Origin of the sequence: Pseudomonas anuradhapurensis (genome assembly GCF_014269225.2) — a bacterium.
Classification (GTDB): domain Bacteria; phylum Pseudomonadota; class Gammaproteobacteria; order Pseudomonadales; family Pseudomonadaceae; genus Aquipseudomonas; species Aquipseudomonas anuradhapurensis.
Window position 1 is genome coordinate 1767028 of the sequence record NZ_CP077097.1, and the last position, 17530, is coordinate 1784557.

Annotated in this window: 16 protein-coding genes; 9 read left to right on the plus strand and 7 right to left on the minus strand. The window is 64.6% G+C overall.

The window, feature by feature from the left end; all coding sequences use genetic code 11:
• The first annotated feature begins 4 nt into the window (after positions 1 to 4).
• Positions 5 to 1303, plus strand: coding sequence for a T6SS phospholipase effector Tle1-like catalytic domain-containing protein (locus HU763_RS08245; RefSeq protein ID WP_186687387.1), 1299 nt, complete (start codon positions 5 to 7; stop codon positions 1301 to 1303).
• Positions 1304 to 1336: 33 nt separating this feature from the next.
• Here HU763_RS08245 and HU763_RS08250 read toward each other — a convergent pair whose 3' ends face one another.
• The gene (locus HU763_RS08250; protein ID WP_186687390.1) at positions 1337 to 2536 is read right to left on the minus strand and encodes an MFS transporter; all 1200 of its coding nucleotides are present in this window, start codon (positions 2534 to 2536) and stop codon (positions 1337 to 1339) included.
• A gap of 57 nt (positions 2537 to 2593) precedes the next feature.
• Positions 2594 to 3808, minus strand: a complete 1215-nt coding sequence (locus HU763_RS08255; protein ID WP_186687393.1) for a benzoate/H(+) symporter BenE family transporter — start codon at positions 3806 to 3808, stop codon at positions 2594 to 2596.
• 102 nt (positions 3809 to 3910) lie between these two features.
• Between HU763_RS08255 and pdxR the strand changes: the two genes are divergently transcribed.
• The gene (gene pdxR, locus HU763_RS08260; RefSeq protein ID WP_186687396.1) at positions 3911 to 5422 is read left to right on the plus strand and encodes a MocR-like pyridoxine biosynthesis transcription factor PdxR; all 1512 of its coding nucleotides are present in this window, start codon (positions 3911 to 3913) and stop codon (positions 5420 to 5422) included.
• Positions 5423 to 5459: 37 nt separating this feature from the next.
• Here the strand turns inward: pdxR and HU763_RS08265 are convergent, their stop codons facing one another.
• Entirely contained in the window at positions 5460 to 6347 is an 888-nt protein-coding gene (locus tag HU763_RS08265; RefSeq protein ID WP_186687399.1) for a dihydrodipicolinate synthase family protein, read from the minus strand.
• Positions 6348 to 6394: 47 nt separating this feature from the next.
• A complete protein-coding gene (locus tag HU763_RS08270; RefSeq protein WP_186687404.1) occupies positions 6395 to 7177 on the minus strand; it encodes an aldolase in 783 nt (260 codons plus the stop codon).
• A 750-nt stretch (positions 7178 to 7927) separates the two neighbouring features.
• On the opposite strand from HU763_RS08270, the gene HU763_RS08275 reads away from it, so the two are divergent.
• Entirely contained in the window at positions 7928 to 8218 is a 291-nt protein-coding gene (locus HU763_RS08275) for a hypothetical protein (RefSeq protein ID WP_186687407.1), read from the plus strand.
• Between the two features lie 256 nt (positions 8219 to 8474).
• Here the strand turns inward: HU763_RS08275 and HU763_RS08280 are convergent, their stop codons facing one another.
• Positions 8475 to 9335 (minus strand): CAP domain-containing protein, encoded by an 861-nt coding sequence (locus HU763_RS08280; protein WP_186687410.1) that lies wholly within the window; start codon positions 9333 to 9335, stop codon positions 8475 to 8477.
• 239 nt (positions 9336 to 9574) lie between these two features.
• Here HU763_RS08280 and HU763_RS08285 point away from each other — a divergent pair, with 239 nt between their 5' ends.
• On the plus strand, positions 9575 to 10720 hold the full coding sequence (locus tag HU763_RS08285) for a sensor histidine kinase (RefSeq protein ID WP_186687411.1): 1146 nt from the start codon (positions 9575 to 9577) through the stop codon (positions 10718 to 10720).
• 58 nt (positions 10721 to 10778) lie between these two features.
• Here HU763_RS08285 and HU763_RS08290 read toward each other — a convergent pair whose 3' ends face one another.
• Positions 10779 to 11717 (minus strand): LysR family transcriptional regulator, encoded by a 939-nt coding sequence (locus HU763_RS08290; protein ID WP_186687413.1) that lies wholly within the window; start codon positions 11715 to 11717, stop codon positions 10779 to 10781.
• Between the two features lie 153 nt (positions 11718 to 11870).
• On the opposite strand from HU763_RS08290, the gene HU763_RS08295 reads away from it, so the two are divergent.
• Entirely contained in the window at positions 11871 to 12794 is a 924-nt protein-coding gene (locus tag HU763_RS08295; protein WP_186687415.1) for a carbon-nitrogen hydrolase family protein, read from the plus strand.
• Positions 12795 to 12825: 31 nt separating this feature from the next.
• On the plus strand, positions 12826 to 13383 hold the full coding sequence (locus HU763_RS08300) for a GNAT family N-acetyltransferase (protein WP_186687417.1): 558 nt from the start codon (positions 12826 to 12828) through the stop codon (positions 13381 to 13383).
• A 30-nt stretch (positions 13384 to 13413) separates the two neighbouring features.
• Here HU763_RS08300 and HU763_RS08305 read toward each other — a convergent pair whose 3' ends face one another.
• Positions 13414 to 14979: a winged helix-turn-helix domain-containing tetratricopeptide repeat protein gene (locus tag HU763_RS08305; RefSeq protein WP_186687419.1), complete on the minus strand. Its 1566-nt coding sequence runs from the start codon at positions 14977 to 14979 to the stop codon at positions 13414 to 13416.
• Between the two features lie 241 nt (positions 14980 to 15220).
• Between HU763_RS08305 and HU763_RS08310 the strand changes: the two genes are divergently transcribed.
• The 3 genes from HU763_RS08310 to HU763_RS08320 all read left to right on the plus strand — a co-directional run bounded on the left by HU763_RS08310 (position 15221) and on the right by HU763_RS08320 (position 17399).
• Complete coding sequence (locus tag HU763_RS08310) at positions 15221 to 15964, plus strand: SDR family oxidoreductase (protein WP_186687421.1); 744 nt, start codon at positions 15221 to 15223, stop codon at positions 15962 to 15964.
• Between the two features lie 38 nt (positions 15965 to 16002).
• Positions 16003 to 16416 carry a cupin domain-containing protein gene (locus HU763_RS08315; RefSeq protein ID WP_170029028.1) on the plus strand — a complete coding sequence of 138 codons (414 nt, stop codon included), beginning with the start codon at positions 16003 to 16005 and terminating at the stop codon, positions 16414 to 16416.
• 62 nt (positions 16417 to 16478) lie between these two features.
• Positions 16479 to 17399 (plus strand): LysR family transcriptional regulator, encoded by a 921-nt coding sequence (locus HU763_RS08320; RefSeq protein ID WP_186687423.1) that lies wholly within the window; start codon positions 16479 to 16481, stop codon positions 17397 to 17399.
• Positions 17400 to 17530 lie beyond the last annotated feature (131 nt).

A 17530-nucleotide genomic window follows, 5' to 3' on the forward strand; every position in this document is an offset into this window, starting at 1 on the left:
GCTGATGGTACCGAACAGCTGTAACAACGAATGTATGTTCCCGGTCGCCCTGCGTTTCGGGGTGTTCTTCGATGGCACCGGCAACAACCAGAACAATGCGGCACAGCTGGAGGTGCCGGTGGGCAGGGGGGCCAGTTATACCAACGCATTGAGCAATGTGGCCCTGTTGCATGCCCTGTATCCGGGGCAGGGGGCCGATGCCGAGGGCCGCATGGCGTTCCTGAAACGTTATATCGAAGGCGTGGGTACCCTGGCGGGCGAGGCGGACCAGGTGTACGCGTCTGCCACCGGGTGCGGGTCGACAGGGGTGGAGGCGCGGGTTGCCGAGGCGCTGGCCGCGATAGCCGAGCAATTGCGCGGCTGGTGCCAGGCGCATCCCCAGGCCAGGCCCGAGCGCGTCGAGTTCGATCTGTTCGGCTTCAGCCGCGGCGCGGCGGCGGCGCGGCATCTGGCCAACTTGCTGCACGACAATGCAGGCCGGCTGATACCGGTGCCCTGCAGGCTGGTGATCAATTTCATCGGCCTGTTCGACACCGTCGCGGCGATCGTCGCGCCGTTGCAGGGTGACTTCGACCCGGCAGACGAGCGCCACGCCGGCTTGCGCCTGGGGCTTTGGCCAGGCATTGCCCGGCAAACGGTGCAACTGGTGGCGCGGGACGAGCAGCGGCACAACTACCCGCTGGTGCGCAGCGATCATGACATCGTGCTGCCAGGCGTGCACTCGAACATCGGCGGTGGTTATCCGGAGACCACCCAGGAGCAGGTGTTGCTGTGCAAACCGCAATCACAGCGTGTGCCGCAAGGTATGCGTGCCGAGCAGACACGCGTATACGCCACGATGCAGGCCTTGCTGGCCTCGATACCGGAGGCACGTGGAGCGCAGGTGCTGGCCTGGGAGGTGCCGCTTGCCGGTGACCGCTCGGATGAGGCGCAAAAGCAGGTGTATGCGGCGGTATACCGTGAACGGGAGGTGGCGGGGCAGCTATCACGGGTGTACCTGAGCATCATGCGCGAACTGGCGGTGCGGGCGGGGGTGCCGTTTGCCCCGTTGGGCGGGCAGGCCGAGCATCGCTTGCCGGGGGCATTGCTGGAAATCAGCCGCAAGTTGCATGCGTTCGCCCTGGGTGAGCAGCAACAGCCGGGGCTGACGGCGGAGGAGGAGCAGCTGTTGCGCCACCGGTACATACATGCGTCGGCGAACTGGAATGCTGTGAAGGGGTTGCGTAACAGTGTGCTGGATGTGTTGTTCGTCAACCGGCCGGCGGCGGATGGTCGCGTGCTGCATGCCAATCCGCTCGCCTGAGCCGACTGCGGCAATCGGCTTGCATGGCAGCGGCTAGGCACGTTGTCGCTGCCTTCTGGCCAGGTACGCTTCCTGCGCCAGGGTCAGCAGTACTGTCAGCAGCATGAACACCACCGATGCCACGAAGACGCCATTGGCCAGGCGCTGGTCGAGCATCCAGCCAAACGCCACCGGCCCCAGGGCGCCGCCGATGTTGAAGCCGGTCGAGACCAGCCCGAAGGCTTTGCCTTCGCTACCACGCGCAGCCGCAGCCTTGACCAGCATGTCCCGCGACGGGGCGATGACCCCGGTCAGCAAGCCAATGGCACCCAGCACCACCACCAACGTCCAGCCCCGAAGCAGCCCCAGGGCCACCAGCGCGGTCAAAGCCGCTGCCAAGGCAAAGGCCAATGCCGCTACCAGGCCATGGCGCCGGGTCCGGTCTGCCAAGGCCCCGCCGCACAGCACGCCCACGGCACTGCTGAGCAGGAAGGCGGTGAGCGCCGTGTTGGCCCAGGCCAGGGTCAGGCCTTGGCCCTGGACGAGCGCAGCCACGGAGAACTTCTCGATGGCACTGGTGCTCAGGTTGAGCAGGATGAACAGCACCGTCAGCACCCCGAGCATAGGCGTGAACAGCCGTACGCGAGCGGCTGCTGCGGGGGCGGCGCCATCGGCATTGCCCGGCCTGGCAACCTGATACACGCCACTGCCGGGCACTGATATCAGCAGCAAGGCAGCCAGCCCCACTGCCGCACCCGCCGCCAGGGCTGCCTGCGTGCCGAAACCAGCAGCGATGCCGAGAAACAACGCTGGCGTCAGCGCCGAGCCAAGGAAGCCGGCAAAGGTATGGATCGAGAACGCCTGCCCCAGGCGGCTTTGCTCGATGCCGTTGGCCAGCAGCGCGTAGTCGGCCGGGTGGTACACGCCATTGGCCAGGCCGGCCATGGCCATCGCTACCAGCAGCAGTGCGTAGCTGGGGCTGAGGGCAACCAGCAGGAAGCTGAGGCTGCCCAGCAGCAAGCCGGCCTTGAGCACTTTGCGCGCACCGTAATGGTCGACGGCATAGCCCAGCGGCGCCTGCACCAGGGCGGAGACGATGTTGAACACCGCCAGGGCCACGCCGAGCTCGACGAACCCGACCCCCAGCAAGCCGGGGAGCACGGGCAGCAGCGCCGGGACCAGCATGATGTGCACATGGCTGACGAAGTGCACTGCAGCAATTTGGGTAAGAAGCTTGGGGCCAGCTGGGGGCATGTCGATACCTTTGTATGGCGTGCGCACCCGGCGCACGGCAGGGTGGTGAAAGCCCGCTTAACGGGGCGAGCGGCTGAAACCGGGTAGGCGGCCGTTCAGCACGGCATGGGCCAGCAGGCCCATGACCAATCCCCAGAATGCCCCGCCGATGCCGAACAGGCTGATGTTGGCGGCCGCTGCCAGGAAGGTGATCAGTGCTGCCTCGCGCGAACGGGCATCGGCCATCGCGCTGGCCAGGCTGGCGCCGATGGTGCCGAGCAGGGCAAGACCGGCCAGCGTGGTGATGAAGGTGGCCGGCAGGGCCATGAACACACTGGCCAGGGTGACCCCGAACACCCCCACGAGGATGTAGCAGACACCGGCAGCGATGCCCGCAACCCAGCGTTTGCCCGGGTCTTCGTGGGCGTCCTTGCCGGTACAGATGGCAGCGGTGATGGCGGCGATATTGAAGGCGTGCGACCCGAACGGAGCCATCAGCAACGATCCCAGGCCAGTCACCGCGACGATCGGGTTGGCGCTGGTCTTGAAGCCGTCGTTGCGCAGCACCAGCATGCCAGGCATGTACTGGCCGGTGAGGGTGATCAGGAACAACGGCAGGGCCACGCTCAGCGCGGCATTGAGCGAGAAGGTGGGCGCGGTGAACACCGGCGAGGCGAATTCCAGCCTGAGCGATGCCAGGCCCACCTGGCCCTGGACAAGCAGGTAGCCCAGGCCCAGCAGCAGAATACCTACTACAGCGTAGCGGGCGGTAAAGCGCTTGAACGTCATATAGGCCGCGATCAGCAGCCCGGCCAGCGCGGGGTCGACCGACAGGCCGCCGAATGCACCGATGCCGAACTGCAGCAGGATACCCGCCAGCAGCCCAGCGGCAATCCCGCCGGGAATCACCCGCACCAGGCGCTCGAAGCACCCGGTCAGCCCCAGCACCACGAAACCGGCAGCCGACAACAGATACGCGCCGATGGCCTCGCTGTAGGGCACGCTGCCCAGCGCCGTGACCAGGAACGCTGCGGCCGGCGTGGACCAGGCAGTAATCACTGGCTCGCGGCTGTACCAGGACAGGGCCAAGCCACTGAGGCCGACGCCGATCGACACGGCCCAGACCCACGACGAGGTCAGCTCCGGGCTCAGCCCGGCCAGCTTGGCGGCCTGGAACACCAGGATGAAGGTGCCACCGTAATTGACGATGACCGACACGATCCCCGCCACCATCGGGTGTAGCAGATCGGTCAGCTGTAGGGGGGTTGAAGCAGTGTGTGCAGGCGCGTCCATGGGGGCCTCCGGTGTACTGGCACATAGGGTTGCAAGGCATGGTTTTTATAGCGTTAAAATGGCCGGTAATACCCCACCAATTTTTAAGGTCTGGCCATACCAATGTTCAAGCATGCACAGCTGGAGTCGGTGAAGGCCTGGATCGGTGACCCGGTGCGTGGGGCGCTGCCGTTGCACGTGCGGATCCAGCGGGCGATACGCCAGCTGATTCTCGAAGGGGCGTTGCCGGCAGGTAAGGCCTTGCCTGCCTCTCGTGCACTGGCGACTTCGCTGGCGGTATCGCGGGATACAGTTGAAGCCGCATACGGCCAGTTGCACGCCGAAGGCTTCATCGAGCGCCGGGTAGGCAGCGGCAGCTTCGTTTCACCCCGCGCGCAGCACCTCCCGGCGCGCCCCCAGGGCCGGCGGGTGAATGCCACGGCCGAGCCGGCAGTGCTCAGCCGCCGGGGCCAGGCGCTGTGCCAGGACGGTGGCGTGCACAATTTTTTTTCCCCGCGCCCGTTTGCACCGGGTGTGGCAGAGACACGCAACTTTCCGTTACAGACCTGGGAAAAGCTGCAGCGGCAGGTGTTGAGGGAACATGGCACCCAGGCGCTGCTGCACAGTGCGGCGCAAGGCGCCGAGTCACTACGGCGGGCCATTGCCGATTACGTCAACCTGGAGCGCGGCGCCCAGGCCACGGCCGACCGCGTGCTCATTCTCACCAGTTCGCAGCAGGCGTTCAGCCTGTGTGCCCATGTGCTGGCCGATGCCGGTGACCAGGTGGTTATCGAAGACCCGGTGTACCACGGCGCCAGGAAGGCACTGGTGGCTGCGGGCCTGCACTGCATCCCCGTGGCCGTGGACCCGGGTGGCATGCAGGTGGAGCAGATCCCACGCCTGGCGCCCCAGGCCCGGGCGGTTTTCCTGACCCCTTCGCACCAGTTCCCCACCGGCGTGACTTTGTCCCTGGACCGGCGCCTGGCGGTGATCGAGTGGGCATGGCAGCAGCGCGCCTGGCTCATCGAAGATGACTACGACAGCGAATTTCACTATGCCGGCAAGCCCACTGCGTGTGTGCAAGGCCTGGATGCCCATGACCGGACGGTTTACATCGGCACGTTCACCAAGTCCCTGTTCGCCGGCTTGCGTATTGCCTACATGGTCTTGCCACCGCAGCTGGTCGGGCCGATGACCGCTGCACGGACGTTGCAGGACGGGCATACGGCTTCGCTGGCCCAACTGACCCTGGCCAGGTTCATCGAAGGTGGGCACTTCGGCGCCCACGTGCGCTTGATGCGGGCGATCTATGCCGAGCGCCGCGATGCCCTGGCGGCGCTGGTGCAGGCGCAGTTGTCCGACTTTCTGGTCGCGCGCGTACCAGCGGGTGGCATGCAGATGCCCTGTGTATTTACCCGGCCCATGCCTGAAGCACAGGTGGTGAAAGCGGCGCAGGCCGCCGGCATCGATCTGTTGGGGCTCAGTGGCCTGTATGCGTCGTCCAGCGCGGAGGCGGGGGTACTGATGGGGTTCGCGGCGCATACCCCGGGCGAGCTGGCGATGGCTGTGGCGAAACTGGCGAAGGTGTTGCGCCAGTTCGCGCTCGGCCAAGGCGCAGCAAAGCTGGTGCGATGAGGCCCGGCGGCAGGGCGCCGCCGGGCAGTTGGCGCGGTCAGTCAGCCAGCGCTACCAGCTGGCTTTTCAGGTAGGTGCTGCCTTGCGTATCCAGCGGCTGCAGGGGCAGGCGTGGGGCGCCGACATCATGGCCAAGCATCTTCAGCCCCGCCTTGATGGTGGTGGGCAGGCCGCGGCGAGTGATGTACTCCAGCAGTTCGTACTGGCGGTAGAACAGCGCACGGGCTTCGCCCAGGTCGCCTTGCTGCACCGCGTCCCACAGCGCCAGGTTCAGTGCCGGGATCAGGTTGGGCGCGGCGGTGCACCAGCCGGCGGCACCGGCCACCAGGGCTTCCAGGGCGAGCGGGTTGCAACCGTTGTAGAACGCCACCTGGCCCTCGGTGGCCTTGAACAGGCGGTGCATGCGCTGGATGTCACCGGTGCTTTCCTTGACCATGGTCACGTTGGGCACTTCGTCGAGGATGCGCAGGATCAGCTCTACCGGCAGGTCGGTGCCACTGGTCCCGGGGTTGTTGTAGAGCATGATCGGAATGTCGATCGCCGCGCCCACTGCGCGGTAGTGAGCGACCACTTCGGCTTCGGTGAGTTTCCAGTAGGAAATGGGCAGCACCATCACCGCCGTGGCGCCGCAAGCCTGGGACAGGCGGGCGCGCTGCACGGTGCGTGCGGTGGTCAGGTCGGAGACGCTGACCACGGTTGGCACACGGCCGGCGATACGCGCCTGGCTGAAGCGCACCACCGTTTCCCATTCGCTGTCGGACAGGTAGGCGCCCTCGCCGGTGCTGCCCAGCGGTGCGATGGCGTGCACGCCGTCGGCGATCAGGCGGTCGATGGACAGGCCCAGGGCATCCAGGTCAAGCGTGCCGTCTGCCGTGAAGGGAGTGATGGTGTAGCCGATAACGCCGCGAATTACAGGTGTAGACATGACCAGGCACCTCTGCCGTTGTAGGGGATAGGGAGCAACATCTTCGATCAGCCCAGGCAGTCGCCATGGGCACGCAAGGCACGGCGCGCGTAATAGCTGAACGCGGCGCCATGACGTTTCGGGGTAGAGATCCAGTCGTGGGCTTCCTTGCCCAGTGCTTCGGGGATGGGGCGGATGTCGCCAGCGCCCATGGCCAGCAGCTGCATCTTGGCCGCGCGTTCGAACAGCATGGCGAGTACACAGGCTTCCTCGATCGAGCGGCCGGCGATCAGCAGCCCGTGGTGGGATAGCAGGATCGCGCGCTTGTCGCCGATCGCCCGGGCAATGATCTCGCCTTCTTCATTGCCCACCGGTACGCCGGGCCATTCCTTAAGAAACGCGCAGTCATCGAACAGCGGGCACAGGTCCATGTGCGAGATGGCCAGCGGCACCTCCAGCATCGAAAGGGCGGCACTGTGCAGCGGGTGGGTGTGGATGATGCAGTTGACGTCGGCACGTGCGCGGTACAGCCAGCTGTGGAAGCGGTTGGCCGGGTTGGCCATGCCGCGGCCTTGCAGCACGTTGAGGTCTTCATCCACCAGCAGCAGGTTGGAGGCGGCGATTTCGTCGAAGCCCAGGCCGAGTTGTTGGGTGTAGTAAGTGCCGGGTTGCTCGGCGCGCGCGGTGATCTGCCCGGCCAGGCCGGAGTCGTGGCCAGCATCGAACAGGATGCGGCAGGTGAGGGCGAGTTTTTGCCGTGGGGTGTAGGTGTTGTCGGCCAGCGCCGTCAGCATTTGCTGCTGGGCGAGTTTGACGAGCTGGTCCTTGGGGGTTTGCATGGTGGTCGTCATGGGCGGTACCTGCATGGGATGGCGATCAGGGGCTGAGCGGCGCGGGGCGACGTCAGGACACAATGCGATCTTAATGACACAATGTGTCATAAGCAAGCGTTGTGTCATCGCCGTCGTACTTTCGTACGCTGCTATCCGAATGCAGTAGCTGGTGGTGGAGAGTTGCGCCCGCTGCAGAGCCTAGCGGGGCGGTGTACTTAGGCTCTGTACGAAAAGCCTTGATACTTGTTCATGCTGCGTTGAAAACAGCCTCGGAATGCTCATGTACTCCAGTACACTCCGCTTCCTCGGCTGTTTTCGCCTTGCCTGACCTGCGTCTCAAGACTTTTCGTACAGAGCCTAGTGCGAAATACGATGTGGGCATTGATTGCACAGGGCGTTGCGTGAACGCCGGGCTGGGAAAGGCCCTGCAGGACAGTCTGGTGAATAGGACCGCGCCAGACCGCTCGAATTTGCTTGATGGCAGTCTGGCCAAGATCGGACTGCAGGCCGTTATGGGCGGGGTTGGCCGCTGAGGCCGCTGGCGGTTATTTCAGTACTGGTGCGCTGGAAGGATTATCCAAAGGTTTCAGAGGGAGGTAAGAACTATGCTCAGGTCGGAGATCGACTATAAATGTGATCCGCTCAGGTCAACCAGTGCATACCGTTGTTGATGAGGTTCCTAGGACGGTTTACTGGAGTGGAAATGTTTGGCGTGGTAACTGAGAATTCAGGGAAACTTGTGGTTACGATCCTTCGGAGGGCCAGCGAATGACTGAGTGGCTCTATCCTAAGACAGTTGAGGCTGTTGAGCGTGCGTGCGCCTTATTTCTGAGCGGTGGATTGGCTAGGAGCGACCTGCAAGCTGCTTTATATAAAGCAGAGCAGGAGGTTGTCGCATATGAGGAGCGCTGGTTTAGGTCTTTGCTGTGCGATGCTGAAAATAGAATTGAAGAAATAACTTACACGGAGTCATCTGAACGACATTCCGCGTTGATTGCTTTAATTGTTCATCAGTTACTTGAAAGCATGCGGCGCGGTGATTTACTCCATGCACAGTGACTCCACGTTTCTCAGGCACCGGAGCTTACGCCGGTTTTGTCTTGTCTGCGGTCGGCACCAGGCGTAACTACCTGTTTCTTCAGTTCTCAGGTGTTCTCCTCGTGTTGCTTTTCTGTTCTTGTTGTTGCTGTGTTGCTGTGTTGCTGTCGAGTTGTCTGAAGGTCCCTGTGCATGACGCCATTTGAACTGCTTATTTTGTGCCATCAGGCTTCTATTTATCAGCTATCGTGCGACTTTCTTTCTGCGGCCGACTCTCTCAAGGCGCACCAAACACCATCGTCCAGTAAACCCCATCATCGCTACGCGAATTCTCGGCATATGCCGCCCCCACCTGGGTAAACATCGGATTCATCAGGTTGGCGCAATGCCCCGGGCTGGCCAGCCAGCCTGCCATCGCCTTGCTCGCTGAGCCCTGGCCGGCGGCGATGTTTTCGCCGATCTGGCGGCCGCGATAGCCGGCATTCCGCGCCCGGTCCGCCGGCAGGTCACCGTCGAGGTCGCGGTGGGCGAAGAAGTTTTCGTTGGCCATCGCCCGGCTATGGCGCTGTGCGGCCGCGCCCAAGGCGGCGTTCCAGGTCAGCGGGCGTGCGGCAGCAAAGCGCTGGCGCCCGCACAGGCGCGGTTTGGCCCGGGCAGCGTTGACCTGGGCCAGCAACGCCTGGCCCGTGCTGCGCCGGTCGCCGAGTTGCGCCTCCAGCAACGGGCGCGCCAGCACCACTTGCCACTCATTGCGGGCGCGGCGCACGCCAATATCGGCATACTGGCTATCGAGCAACGCAGCACAATAGTCGCTGCGCAGCATGTCGAAGGCCTCCTCGGCATCGTGCGCGCCGACCAGGCGGATAGCCCGCACCTTCACTGCCTGATAGCCAACCGCCTTCAAGCCGTCGCGCAAGCCACCCCCATAGCCGATCGGCAGCGCCAGGTTCGCCTTCAGCGCCAACGGCGTCGAGACCCGAACCAGGCGCCGCTCGCAGCGCTGTGGCTGGGCGCGGTAGTCGTTGATCGCCGCTACCAGCTGGCGCTCCCCGCTGGCATGGGCGGGGCTGGTCAACAGCGGCAGCAAAGGCAACAGGCAGAGCGAGACAAGGCGGGAGCAGCAGGCAGCGTGGCGCATGGGGCAGACAGCTCGGCAGGAGGTTGGCAGTGAGGCCGGTCAAAGGGCCCGGCTATGACTGCGCCGCCCGACACTGGTTCACCAACAATCCGTACATTTTCATTCGCTGGGAAACTGCCAGACGGTAGCGCTACAAGCGCCAGAAAGGTGTCGCCCGGCTCGAAAACCCGGCTTTGCAGCGCTACGCTTATTCCACCCAATCGAAAACTGCCCTGGTCAAGCAGCGGAGGAATGACTGCATGCGGTTGTCTACGTTCATCATTCAGCATATGGAAAGGATCCTCCAGGCTTGGGAGGACTTCGCCCGAACGGTTGACCTGCCCAGGGAAGCTCTGAGCACATCGGGCCTGAGGAACCACGCAGCGCACATTCTCCTGGCCGTGGCGCGGGACATGCAAACCAGCCAGACCGTGCAGGAGGAAATAGACAAATCCCACGGACTGGCTGCAGCGTCAGCGGGCGAAAGCGCGGCGGAAACCCATGCGGTCATGCGCCTGATGGATGGCTTCAGCATGGATCAGATGGTGTCGGAGTATCGGGCCCTTCGATCAAGCGTGTTGCGCCTGTGGCTTGCTCAGGAAATGTCGATCGACCAGCCCGAGCGGGTGGCGGAGGTCATCCGCTTCAACGAAGCCATCGACCAGGCCCTGGTCGAATCCATCGCTTCGTATGGCAAGGCCGTCGAGACCACACGAAAGATGGTGCTGGGTGTACTCGGCCATGATCTTCGTTCACCGCTGACCGCCATCACCATGGGGGCCGGTATGCTTGCCAGGAATCAGCAACTGGGGCCGCGGGAACAGACTGTGCTGAACCAGATCTACACGAGCGTCGGGCGTGCCAACGACCTGGTGAACGACTTGCTCGACCTGGCCCGATGCAACCTCAGCCTGGGCATACCCATACAGCGTGAGCCTGGTGAACTCAGCGCCGTGTGCGCCGCCATCGTCAAGGAAACCAGCCTGGCCTATCCGCAGATAGACCTGCGCTTCGAGCAGGCAGGGCCATTACCGGCCAGCTTCGACCCGTCACGCATTTCCCAGGTAGTATCGAACCTGGTCGCCAATGCCATACGGCATGGCGATGACCGCTCGCCGATTCGGATACGGCTGACGACCGAGAACAATTGCGCGGTGATTGAGATCCACAACTGGGGCAACCCTATTCCTCCAGACCGCAAGATGTATCTGTTCAATCCTGAGGCACGTTTGGCCCGGGCGGGCCATATGGAAGGTAGAAAGCCGCATGGGCTGGGGCTTGGCTTGTTCATTGCCAACGAGATTGTCGCCAGCCATGGGGGCATGATCGAAGTACTGTCCAGTGCGGAACTGGGTACGACATTCAAGGTTGTTTTTCCTCTTGAGCCAGGTACTTCTGCCGGTTGACGGCGTAGAGCCTGGCACCGGCCGTGCCCGTTCTCACAAGGTGAATGCCTGCAATGCTTCACCCAGGCAGAAGCGGCCTTGTACCGCTGCCTGGCAGTAGGGCGATGGCCTCGCGCAGCAAGGCCGTCATCAGGCGCATCGCGGGGTCGCGGGCATTGTCGATTCGCCAGCCCAGCTCTATCGAATACCGCGGCAAGTGGATCGGGCAAGGCTGGCACACGACATGGCTCACCCGCGCCAGCGCCTGTGCCGCATGCGTCGGCAGGGTGGCCACGCAGTCACTGCCTTGCAACAGCGCAGGGAGCGCAGCGAAATGCGTGGTGGAAGCTTCCACCGTGCGGCTCTGTGCCTGCGCTGCCAGCACTTCGTCCACCACGCCAACATAACCGCCTGAAGAAACCAGGACATGGCGTTTTTCCAGGTAAGCCTCAAGGGTCAGCGCAACCGGCGCAGCGCTGGTTGCCGTAAGGCAGCTGTAGCCACCGGTTCCGAGCGCCAGGCGCCCGAGCGCTTTCGAGGCGACGGCGCCTGAAGTCAGCGCCAGGTCGAACTGCCGATTCATCAAGGCATCGTTGGCAAGCAAGCTGTGGGTCTGCTTGAACACCAGGCGGATGCCAGGCGCGTGGGCTTTCGCCTGATCGATCAACTGCCTGCCGATCGCCAGTTCGAAATCATCCGACATGCCCAACGCGATCGTGCGCCCCTGGATGGCTGCATCGTCGTTGAATGCCAACATCAAGCCTTGGCGACACTTGTCCAGCGCGGCAGCAATCACAGGGCGCAGTTCCTCGCTTTTTGCCGTGGGCTGGAGGCCGCGCCCGGTGCGCTCGAACAAGTGATCACCGAAGACCCGCCGAAGCCTGGCCAGCGCAGCGCTCACCGCTGATTGGGTAATGCCCAGGCGGATGGCGGCGCGGCCGGCACCGCCTTCTTCATATAAGGCTTCGAAGACCTTGAACAGGTTCAGGTCCACCGAGGCGAGGTCGAGTTTGCTCATGATCGGGACTGCCCTTTGCAAGAATGACTGCGGCCACGCTAGGCGAAACCCGATATGAATTCCAGTCATATCAGATGTTGCCCTGGCGGTGTTGTTCAATAACGTGTCGCGACAGAACATGGCAGCCACACCGTTCACACGAGACAGTCGATCATGGCCCATACCACCGTTGCAGCACTGCAGATAGGTTCCCACCCGGACGGCAAGGCCGAGACCCTGAAGGCGATCCTCGGCTACGAGGAAGCGATCAGGGCCAGCGGGGCAAAACTGGTCGTGATGCCCGAAGCGCTGCTTGGCGGCTACCCGAAAGGCGCGACCTTCGGCACCTACCTGGGCTATCGCCTGCCCGAGGGGCGCGAGGCATTCCAGGCCTATTTCGCCAATGCGGTTGACGTGCCCGGCGCAGAAACCGATGAACTCGCCGCGCTCTCCGAGCGCACTGGGGCGCACCTGGTGGTCGGGGTGATCGAACGCTCCGGCAACACCCTGTTCTGTTCCGCACTGTTCTTCTCGCCAGAGGGCGGGTTGGTCGCCAAGCACCGCAAGCTGATGCCGACGGGCACCGAGCGCCTGATCTGGGGCCAGGGTGACGGCTCGACCCTGCCTGTGGTCGATTCGCCCGCAGGCAAACTGGGCGCGGCGATCTGCTGGGAGAACCACATGCCGCTGCTGCGCACGGCCATGTACGCAAAAGGGGTACAGGTGTGGTGCGCGCCGACCGTCGACGAGCGGGATGTCTGGCAAGCCAGCATGCGCCACATCGCGCATGAGGGGCGGATGTTCCTGGTCAGTGCCTGTCAGGTCCAGCCGTCGCCGCGTGAACTGGGCATCGAAGTGCCAAGCTGGGATCCGCAGCGTCCGCTGATTCAGGGCAACAGTGTTATCGTCGGGCCGCTGGGCGACGTGCTTGCCGGGCCGCTGCGTGGTGAAGCGGGGCTGTTGACCGCGGATATCGACCTGGAGGAGCTGGTGCGCGCTCGCTACGATTTCGATGTGGTGGGCCATTATTCGCGGCCCGACGTGTTTTCGTTGAGTGTCGATGAGCGCGCCAGGCGCGGTGTCGACTTTCAAAAATGACTCATTGCTGAGGATATTCGGGAGCGCAAGCATGGAAGGCCTTGCTACCTTGTTCACAAAGCGTCTGCTGCTGACGCCGCTGCGCTTGGAGGATGCCCAGGCGATACAGGCGCTGTTTCCCCAATGGGAGGTGGTGCGCTACCTCGACCGTCGCGTGCCATGGCCGTATCCGCCAGACGGGGCGCTGACCTATTTGCGTGATATCGCCCTGCCTGCGATGGCCGCCGGCCGAGAGTGGCACTGGATGATCCGCCTGCGCGACGAAGACGAGCGCATCATCGGCAGCATCAGCCTGTATGACCAGGCTGGAAACAACCGCGGATTCTGGCTGGCGCCGCAGTGGTGGGGCCAAGGCTATATGCGCGAAGCATGCCGGGCCATCAATGCTTATTGGTTCGAAACCTTGTCGCGCCCCGTCATGCGGGTTCCCAAGGCGGTAGCCAACAAAGCGTCGCGCAAGGTTTCGGAACACGAAGGCATGCGCCTGGTCGATGTGCGCGATGGCGATTTCGTTGCCGGGCCAATGCGCGTCGAGATCTGGGAGATGACCCGTAGCGACTGGCTGGGCAGGGTGAACCCAGGCCGCTAGTGGCTCGTGCCTGGCCAAGCGGTTTGCCGGTCAGGCTGGCAGCCCGGCCAGTTGCAGGCCTTCGGCCAGCCGGGCCAAGTCCTCGTCGCGATGGATCGGCAACCACTCACGCAAGGTCGCTACACGCAGCCCCGGGTCTTGCTCGCGCAGGCGCGCCATGGCCCGGTAGGCGCTGTCCATCCGCCCGCTCAGGGCATGGCTGGCGGCGACCAGGGCTACCGCCACCAGCAAGTTGGGCAGGTTGCCCAACGATTTTTCCGCCCACTCCAGCGCTTGCTCCAGGCGCCCGGCAAAGAAGTGCGCCAACGCCATGCCCACCTGCATGCGGAACATCTCCGGGTCCAGCGGGCTCAGCCGGGTGGCATGGCTGAGGTTGTCGATGGCGGCCTGGGTCTCGCCACGCAGCGCCCGCAACACCCCGCCCAGGTACCAGGCCGGCGCCAGGTTGGGGTTGAGCAGGCGTGCCCGGTCGAGCAAGGCGATGGCACCGTCCAGGTCGCCGGTCAGGTGGCCAAGGGCATGGCCACCGCGGGTCAGGGCCACGGCATCGTCACGCCCCAGCGCCACGGCAAGGCGCGCGAGCCGGGCGCCCTCGGCGATTTCCTCGGCGCGGTTGTCCATCCAGCCATTGAGCTTGCGCCAGAAGTAGCACCATGCCGCCATGCCATAGGCCGAAGCGAACTCAGGATCGCGCTCGATGGCGTGGTAATACAGCGTCAACGCCTCGGCGATCGCCTCGCGGGTGCCGTGGTGCAGCTTGGCCGTGCCGCGCAGGTAGAAATCGTAGGCGCCAAGGTCGGCGGTAGGCTTGCGCTTGGCCCGCTCGATCTCGGCCCGCTCCAGCTGCGGCGCGATCGCCCCTACCACGCTTTCAGTGACCTGGTCCTGCAACTCGAACACATCATCCAGCGACCCTTCGAACCGCTCGGCCCACAGGTGCTCGCCGCTGCTGGCGTCGATCAGCTGGCCGGTGATGCGCAGCCGCTGGCCGGCCCGGCGCACGCTGCCTTCGAGTACATAGCGCACGCCCAGTGCCTGGCCCACCTGCTGCACGTCGATGGGCTGGCCCTTGAAGGTGAAGCTGGAATTGCGGGCGATGACGAACAGCCAGCGGATGCGTGACAGGGCGGCGATGATGTCCTCGACCATGCCATCGGCGAAATAGTCCTGCTCGGGGTCACCGCTGAGGTTCTGGAACGGCAGCACGGTGATCGATGGCTTGTCCGGCAGCGCGGGCCCGCTGGGGGCCGGCGCCGTTGCGGCTACGGCTTGCGCGGCGGCGCTGGCGGGTTCGCGGACTTCGCCGACGAAGCGATAGCCCTTGCGCGCCACGGTACGCAGCAGCCGTTGCTCCTCGCCGGAGTCGCCGATGGCTTTGCGCACGGCGTTGATGTGGCTGGTGATGGTCGATTCGGAGACCACCTTGCCGTTCCACACCCGTGCCAGCAATTCGTCGCGGCCCAGCACCCGGTCGCGGTGGCTGACCAGTTGTACCAGCAGGTCGAACACCTGCGGGCCGATGGCCACGGCCTGGCCCTGGCGGGTCAGTTCCCGGCGCTGCTCGTCGAGCTGATAGTCGTCAAACACGAATGGCACGTGGCATCCCTCGCACGCCCTGGGCCTGGTGGCCGAGGCGCCTGGTTTCAGGTATCGGTCGATGATACGGCAGCAGCCCAGGCGGCAGTACTGGCCTGCGCCCGGATTGAATAGTTTGGACGCAAATTACAGCCTGCGTGGAGGCAAATCCAGCCCGCGAACAAGGACTGGCTGTACCAGGCGGCGCATGCTGCAGCCAGACGACAGCAATGGTTGCGGTCGTGCATGCGGAGACAGCCCAATGAAAATCGTGGTCATCGGAGGCACCGGCCTCATTGGTTCGAAGCTGGTCAACGGCCTGCGTGAGCGCGGCCACCAGGCCGTCGCGGCAGCGCCGAGCACCGGGGTCAACAGCATCACCCGCGAGGGCCTGGCCGAGGCGATGGATGGTGCGGATGTGGTGGTGGACGTGGCCAACGCCCCGTCCTGGGAGGACCAGGCGGTACTGGAGTTCTTCGAGACGTCCACGCGCAACCTGCTGGCGGCCGAGAAAGCCGCTGGGGTGAAGCACCATGTGGCGTTGTCGATCGTCGGTACCGAGCGCCTGCCGGATAACGGCTACTTCCGCGCCAAGGTCGCCCAGGAGGCGCTGATCAAGGACTCGGCGTTGCCGTACACCGTGTTGCGGGCCACGCAGTTCTTCGAGTTCGTCGAAGGCATCGCCCAGGCGGGTACTGTCGGTGACGAAGTCCACCTGTCGCCGGCGCTGTTCCAGCCGCTGGCTTCCGATGACGTGGTGGCGGCACTGATCGACGTGGCCCTGGCACCCGCGGCCAACGCTACGCTGGAGGTGGCCGGGCCGGAGGCACTGCCGATGGACGAACTGGTGCGCCGCTTGCTGCGCCTGCGTGGCGACAACCGCAAGGTGGTGGCCGACGTGCACGCCCGCTATTTCGGCGCCGAGCTCGACGACAAGGCACTCACCCCCGGCAGCGGCGCGCGGCTTGGCACCATCCGTTTCGAAGACTGGCTGGCGCGCCAGTGAGTCGCCCAGCCCCCACCCGTCAACCAAGGAGCACCAGCATGTTCAATCGCACCCTCCTGGCCGCCGCGTTCAGCGTGCTGGCCATTACCCCGGCAATCGCCGCCGAACGCCCGCTGAGCAAGGTCACCGTGGTGTTCGACAAGCCATTGCCGAACGTGCCAGGCAAGAGCATGCGCGGGGTCATCGTCGACTACGCGCCGGGCGCTGCGTCACCCGCGCACCGCCACCCGAATTCCGCCTTCATTTACGCCACCGTGCTCGAAGGTGAAGTACGCAGCAGCGTCAATGGCGAGCCTGCCAAGGTCTACAAGCCCGGCGAGAACTGGTACGAGGCCCCGGGCGCGTTCCACGGCGTCAGCGCCAACGCCAGCGACAGCAAGCCTGCCAAGCTGATGGCGGTGTTCGTGCTCGACAGCAACGAGACGGTACTGGTCACCCCGAGCGACAAGTAGGCCGCGGACAGGCGCCGATCCTGCGTACAATGCGGGCAGGGCAGGGGCATCGCGAGGTCAATGTGGAGTTACGCCAGTTTCGCTATTTTTTGAGTGTGCTGGAGCACGGCAGCCTGGGCAGGGCCGCGCTCGAGCTCGGGGTGGGCGCGTCCGCCCTGAGCCAGCAGCTGTCGAAGCTGGAAAGCGAGCTGAGTACCCGCCTGCTGACCCGCTCGAGTACCGGTGTTACGCCGACAGCGGCGGGCCTGGCCTTCGAATACCACGCGCGGCTGGCGCTGCGCCAGGCCGAACACGCCATGCTGGCGGCGCAGAGCGGGCGCATGAGCGGCTATGTCAGCGTCGGCCTGGCGCCGACCACCGCATCGGTGCTGGGCCTTGCTCTGATCGAGCGGATGCGTCAGCGCTATCCGGACATCCACCTGCACCTGGTGGAAATGCTATCGGGCTATCTGCTGAGCCAGCTCAACGCCCGGCACCTGGACCTGGCGGTGTTGTTCCAGGCGGAAGCAGGGGCGCGGCTGGAGGTGCGCCCGCTGCTGCAGGAGCGCTTGTTCGCCCTGGTGCCGCAGCGCCTGGTGCAGGAGGGCTGGGGCGAAGCGCTGACCCTGCAGCAGATCGCCACGCTGCCGCTGGTGATGCCTAGTACCCAGCACGGCCTGCGCTCGACCTTGCAGGCGATCCTGGCCCGGGCCGGGCTGGAAGCCGACATCGTCATGGAGGTCGACGGCTTGTCGCTGCTCATGGATTGCGTGGCCGCCGGCCACGCCGCCACCCTGCAACCCGGTGCTGCGGTAGCCCGGGCAGCCCAGGCCGGCGTGCGGGTATTCGCCATCGACGATGCCCAGGCGCAGCGCCGCAACCTGGTGGTGAGCCTGGGTGAAGACGAGCTCTCGCCAGCAGCATTGGCGACCCGGATCGTGCTGCATGAAGTGGCCCGCGACTTGGTCGCCCACGGCAAATGGCCGGGCGCGCGACTGCTCTGACCAGGGCCTGCCGCGGCGCCACCCTTTAGAAAAACTGAACACCTACCCCCGCTGATCGCGTTTCGTCACCCGCGCGGTGTCATTAGATTCCGTGGTCCGCGAGGAGCACACCGACCGTTCTGGCTCCTCGA

What these genes read in the sequence shown, in the direction of transcription:
- HU763_RS08255 (WP_186687393.1), bottom strand. Translation starts at nt 3,808, where the DNA reads ATGGACGCGCCTGCACACACTGCTTCAACCCCCCTACAGCTGACCGAT.
- HU763_RS08285 (WP_186687411.1), top strand. Translation starts at nt 9,575, where the DNA reads ATGCGGTTGTCTACGTTCATCATTCAGCATATGGAAAGGATCCTCCAG.
- HU763_RS08265 (WP_186687399.1), bottom strand. Translation starts at nt 6,347, where the DNA reads ATGTCTACACCTGTAATTCGCGGCGTTATCGGCTACACCATCACTCCC.
- HU763_RS08280 (WP_186687410.1), bottom strand. Translation starts at nt 9,335, where the DNA reads ATGCGCCACGCTGCCTGCTGCTCCCGCCTTGTCTCGCTCTGCCTGTTG.
- HU763_RS08315 (WP_170029028.1), top strand. Translation starts at nt 16,003, where the DNA reads ATGTTCAATCGCACCCTCCTGGCCGCCGCGTTCAGCGTGCTGGCCATT.
- pdxR (WP_186687396.1), top strand. Translation starts at nt 3,911, where the DNA reads ATGTTCAAGCATGCACAGCTGGAGTCGGTGAAGGCCTGGATCGGTGAC.
- HU763_RS08295 (WP_186687415.1), top strand. Translation starts at nt 11,871, where the DNA reads ATGGCCCATACCACCGTTGCAGCACTGCAGATAGGTTCCCACCCGGAC.
- HU763_RS08250 (WP_186687390.1), bottom strand. Translation starts at nt 2,536, where the DNA reads ATGCCCCCAGCTGGCCCCAAGCTTCTTACCCAAATTGCTGCAGTGCAC.
- HU763_RS08300 (WP_186687417.1), top strand. Translation starts at nt 12,826, where the DNA reads ATGGAAGGCCTTGCTACCTTGTTCACAAAGCGTCTGCTGCTGACGCCG.
- HU763_RS08275 (WP_186687407.1), top strand. Translation starts at nt 7,928, where the DNA reads ATGACTGAGTGGCTCTATCCTAAGACAGTTGAGGCTGTTGAGCGTGCG.
- HU763_RS08245 (WP_186687387.1), top strand. Translation starts at nt 5, where the DNA reads ATGGTACCGAACAGCTGTAACAACGAATGTATGTTCCCGGTCGCCCTG.
- HU763_RS08310 (WP_186687421.1), top strand. Translation starts at nt 15,221, where the DNA reads ATGAAAATCGTGGTCATCGGAGGCACCGGCCTCATTGGTTCGAAGCTG.
- HU763_RS08290 (WP_186687413.1), bottom strand. Translation starts at nt 11,717, where the DNA reads ATGAGCAAACTCGACCTCGCCTCGGTGGACCTGAACCTGTTCAAGGTC.
- HU763_RS08270 (WP_186687404.1), bottom strand. Translation starts at nt 7,177, where the DNA reads ATGACGACCACCATGCAAACCCCCAAGGACCAGCTCGTCAAACTCGCC.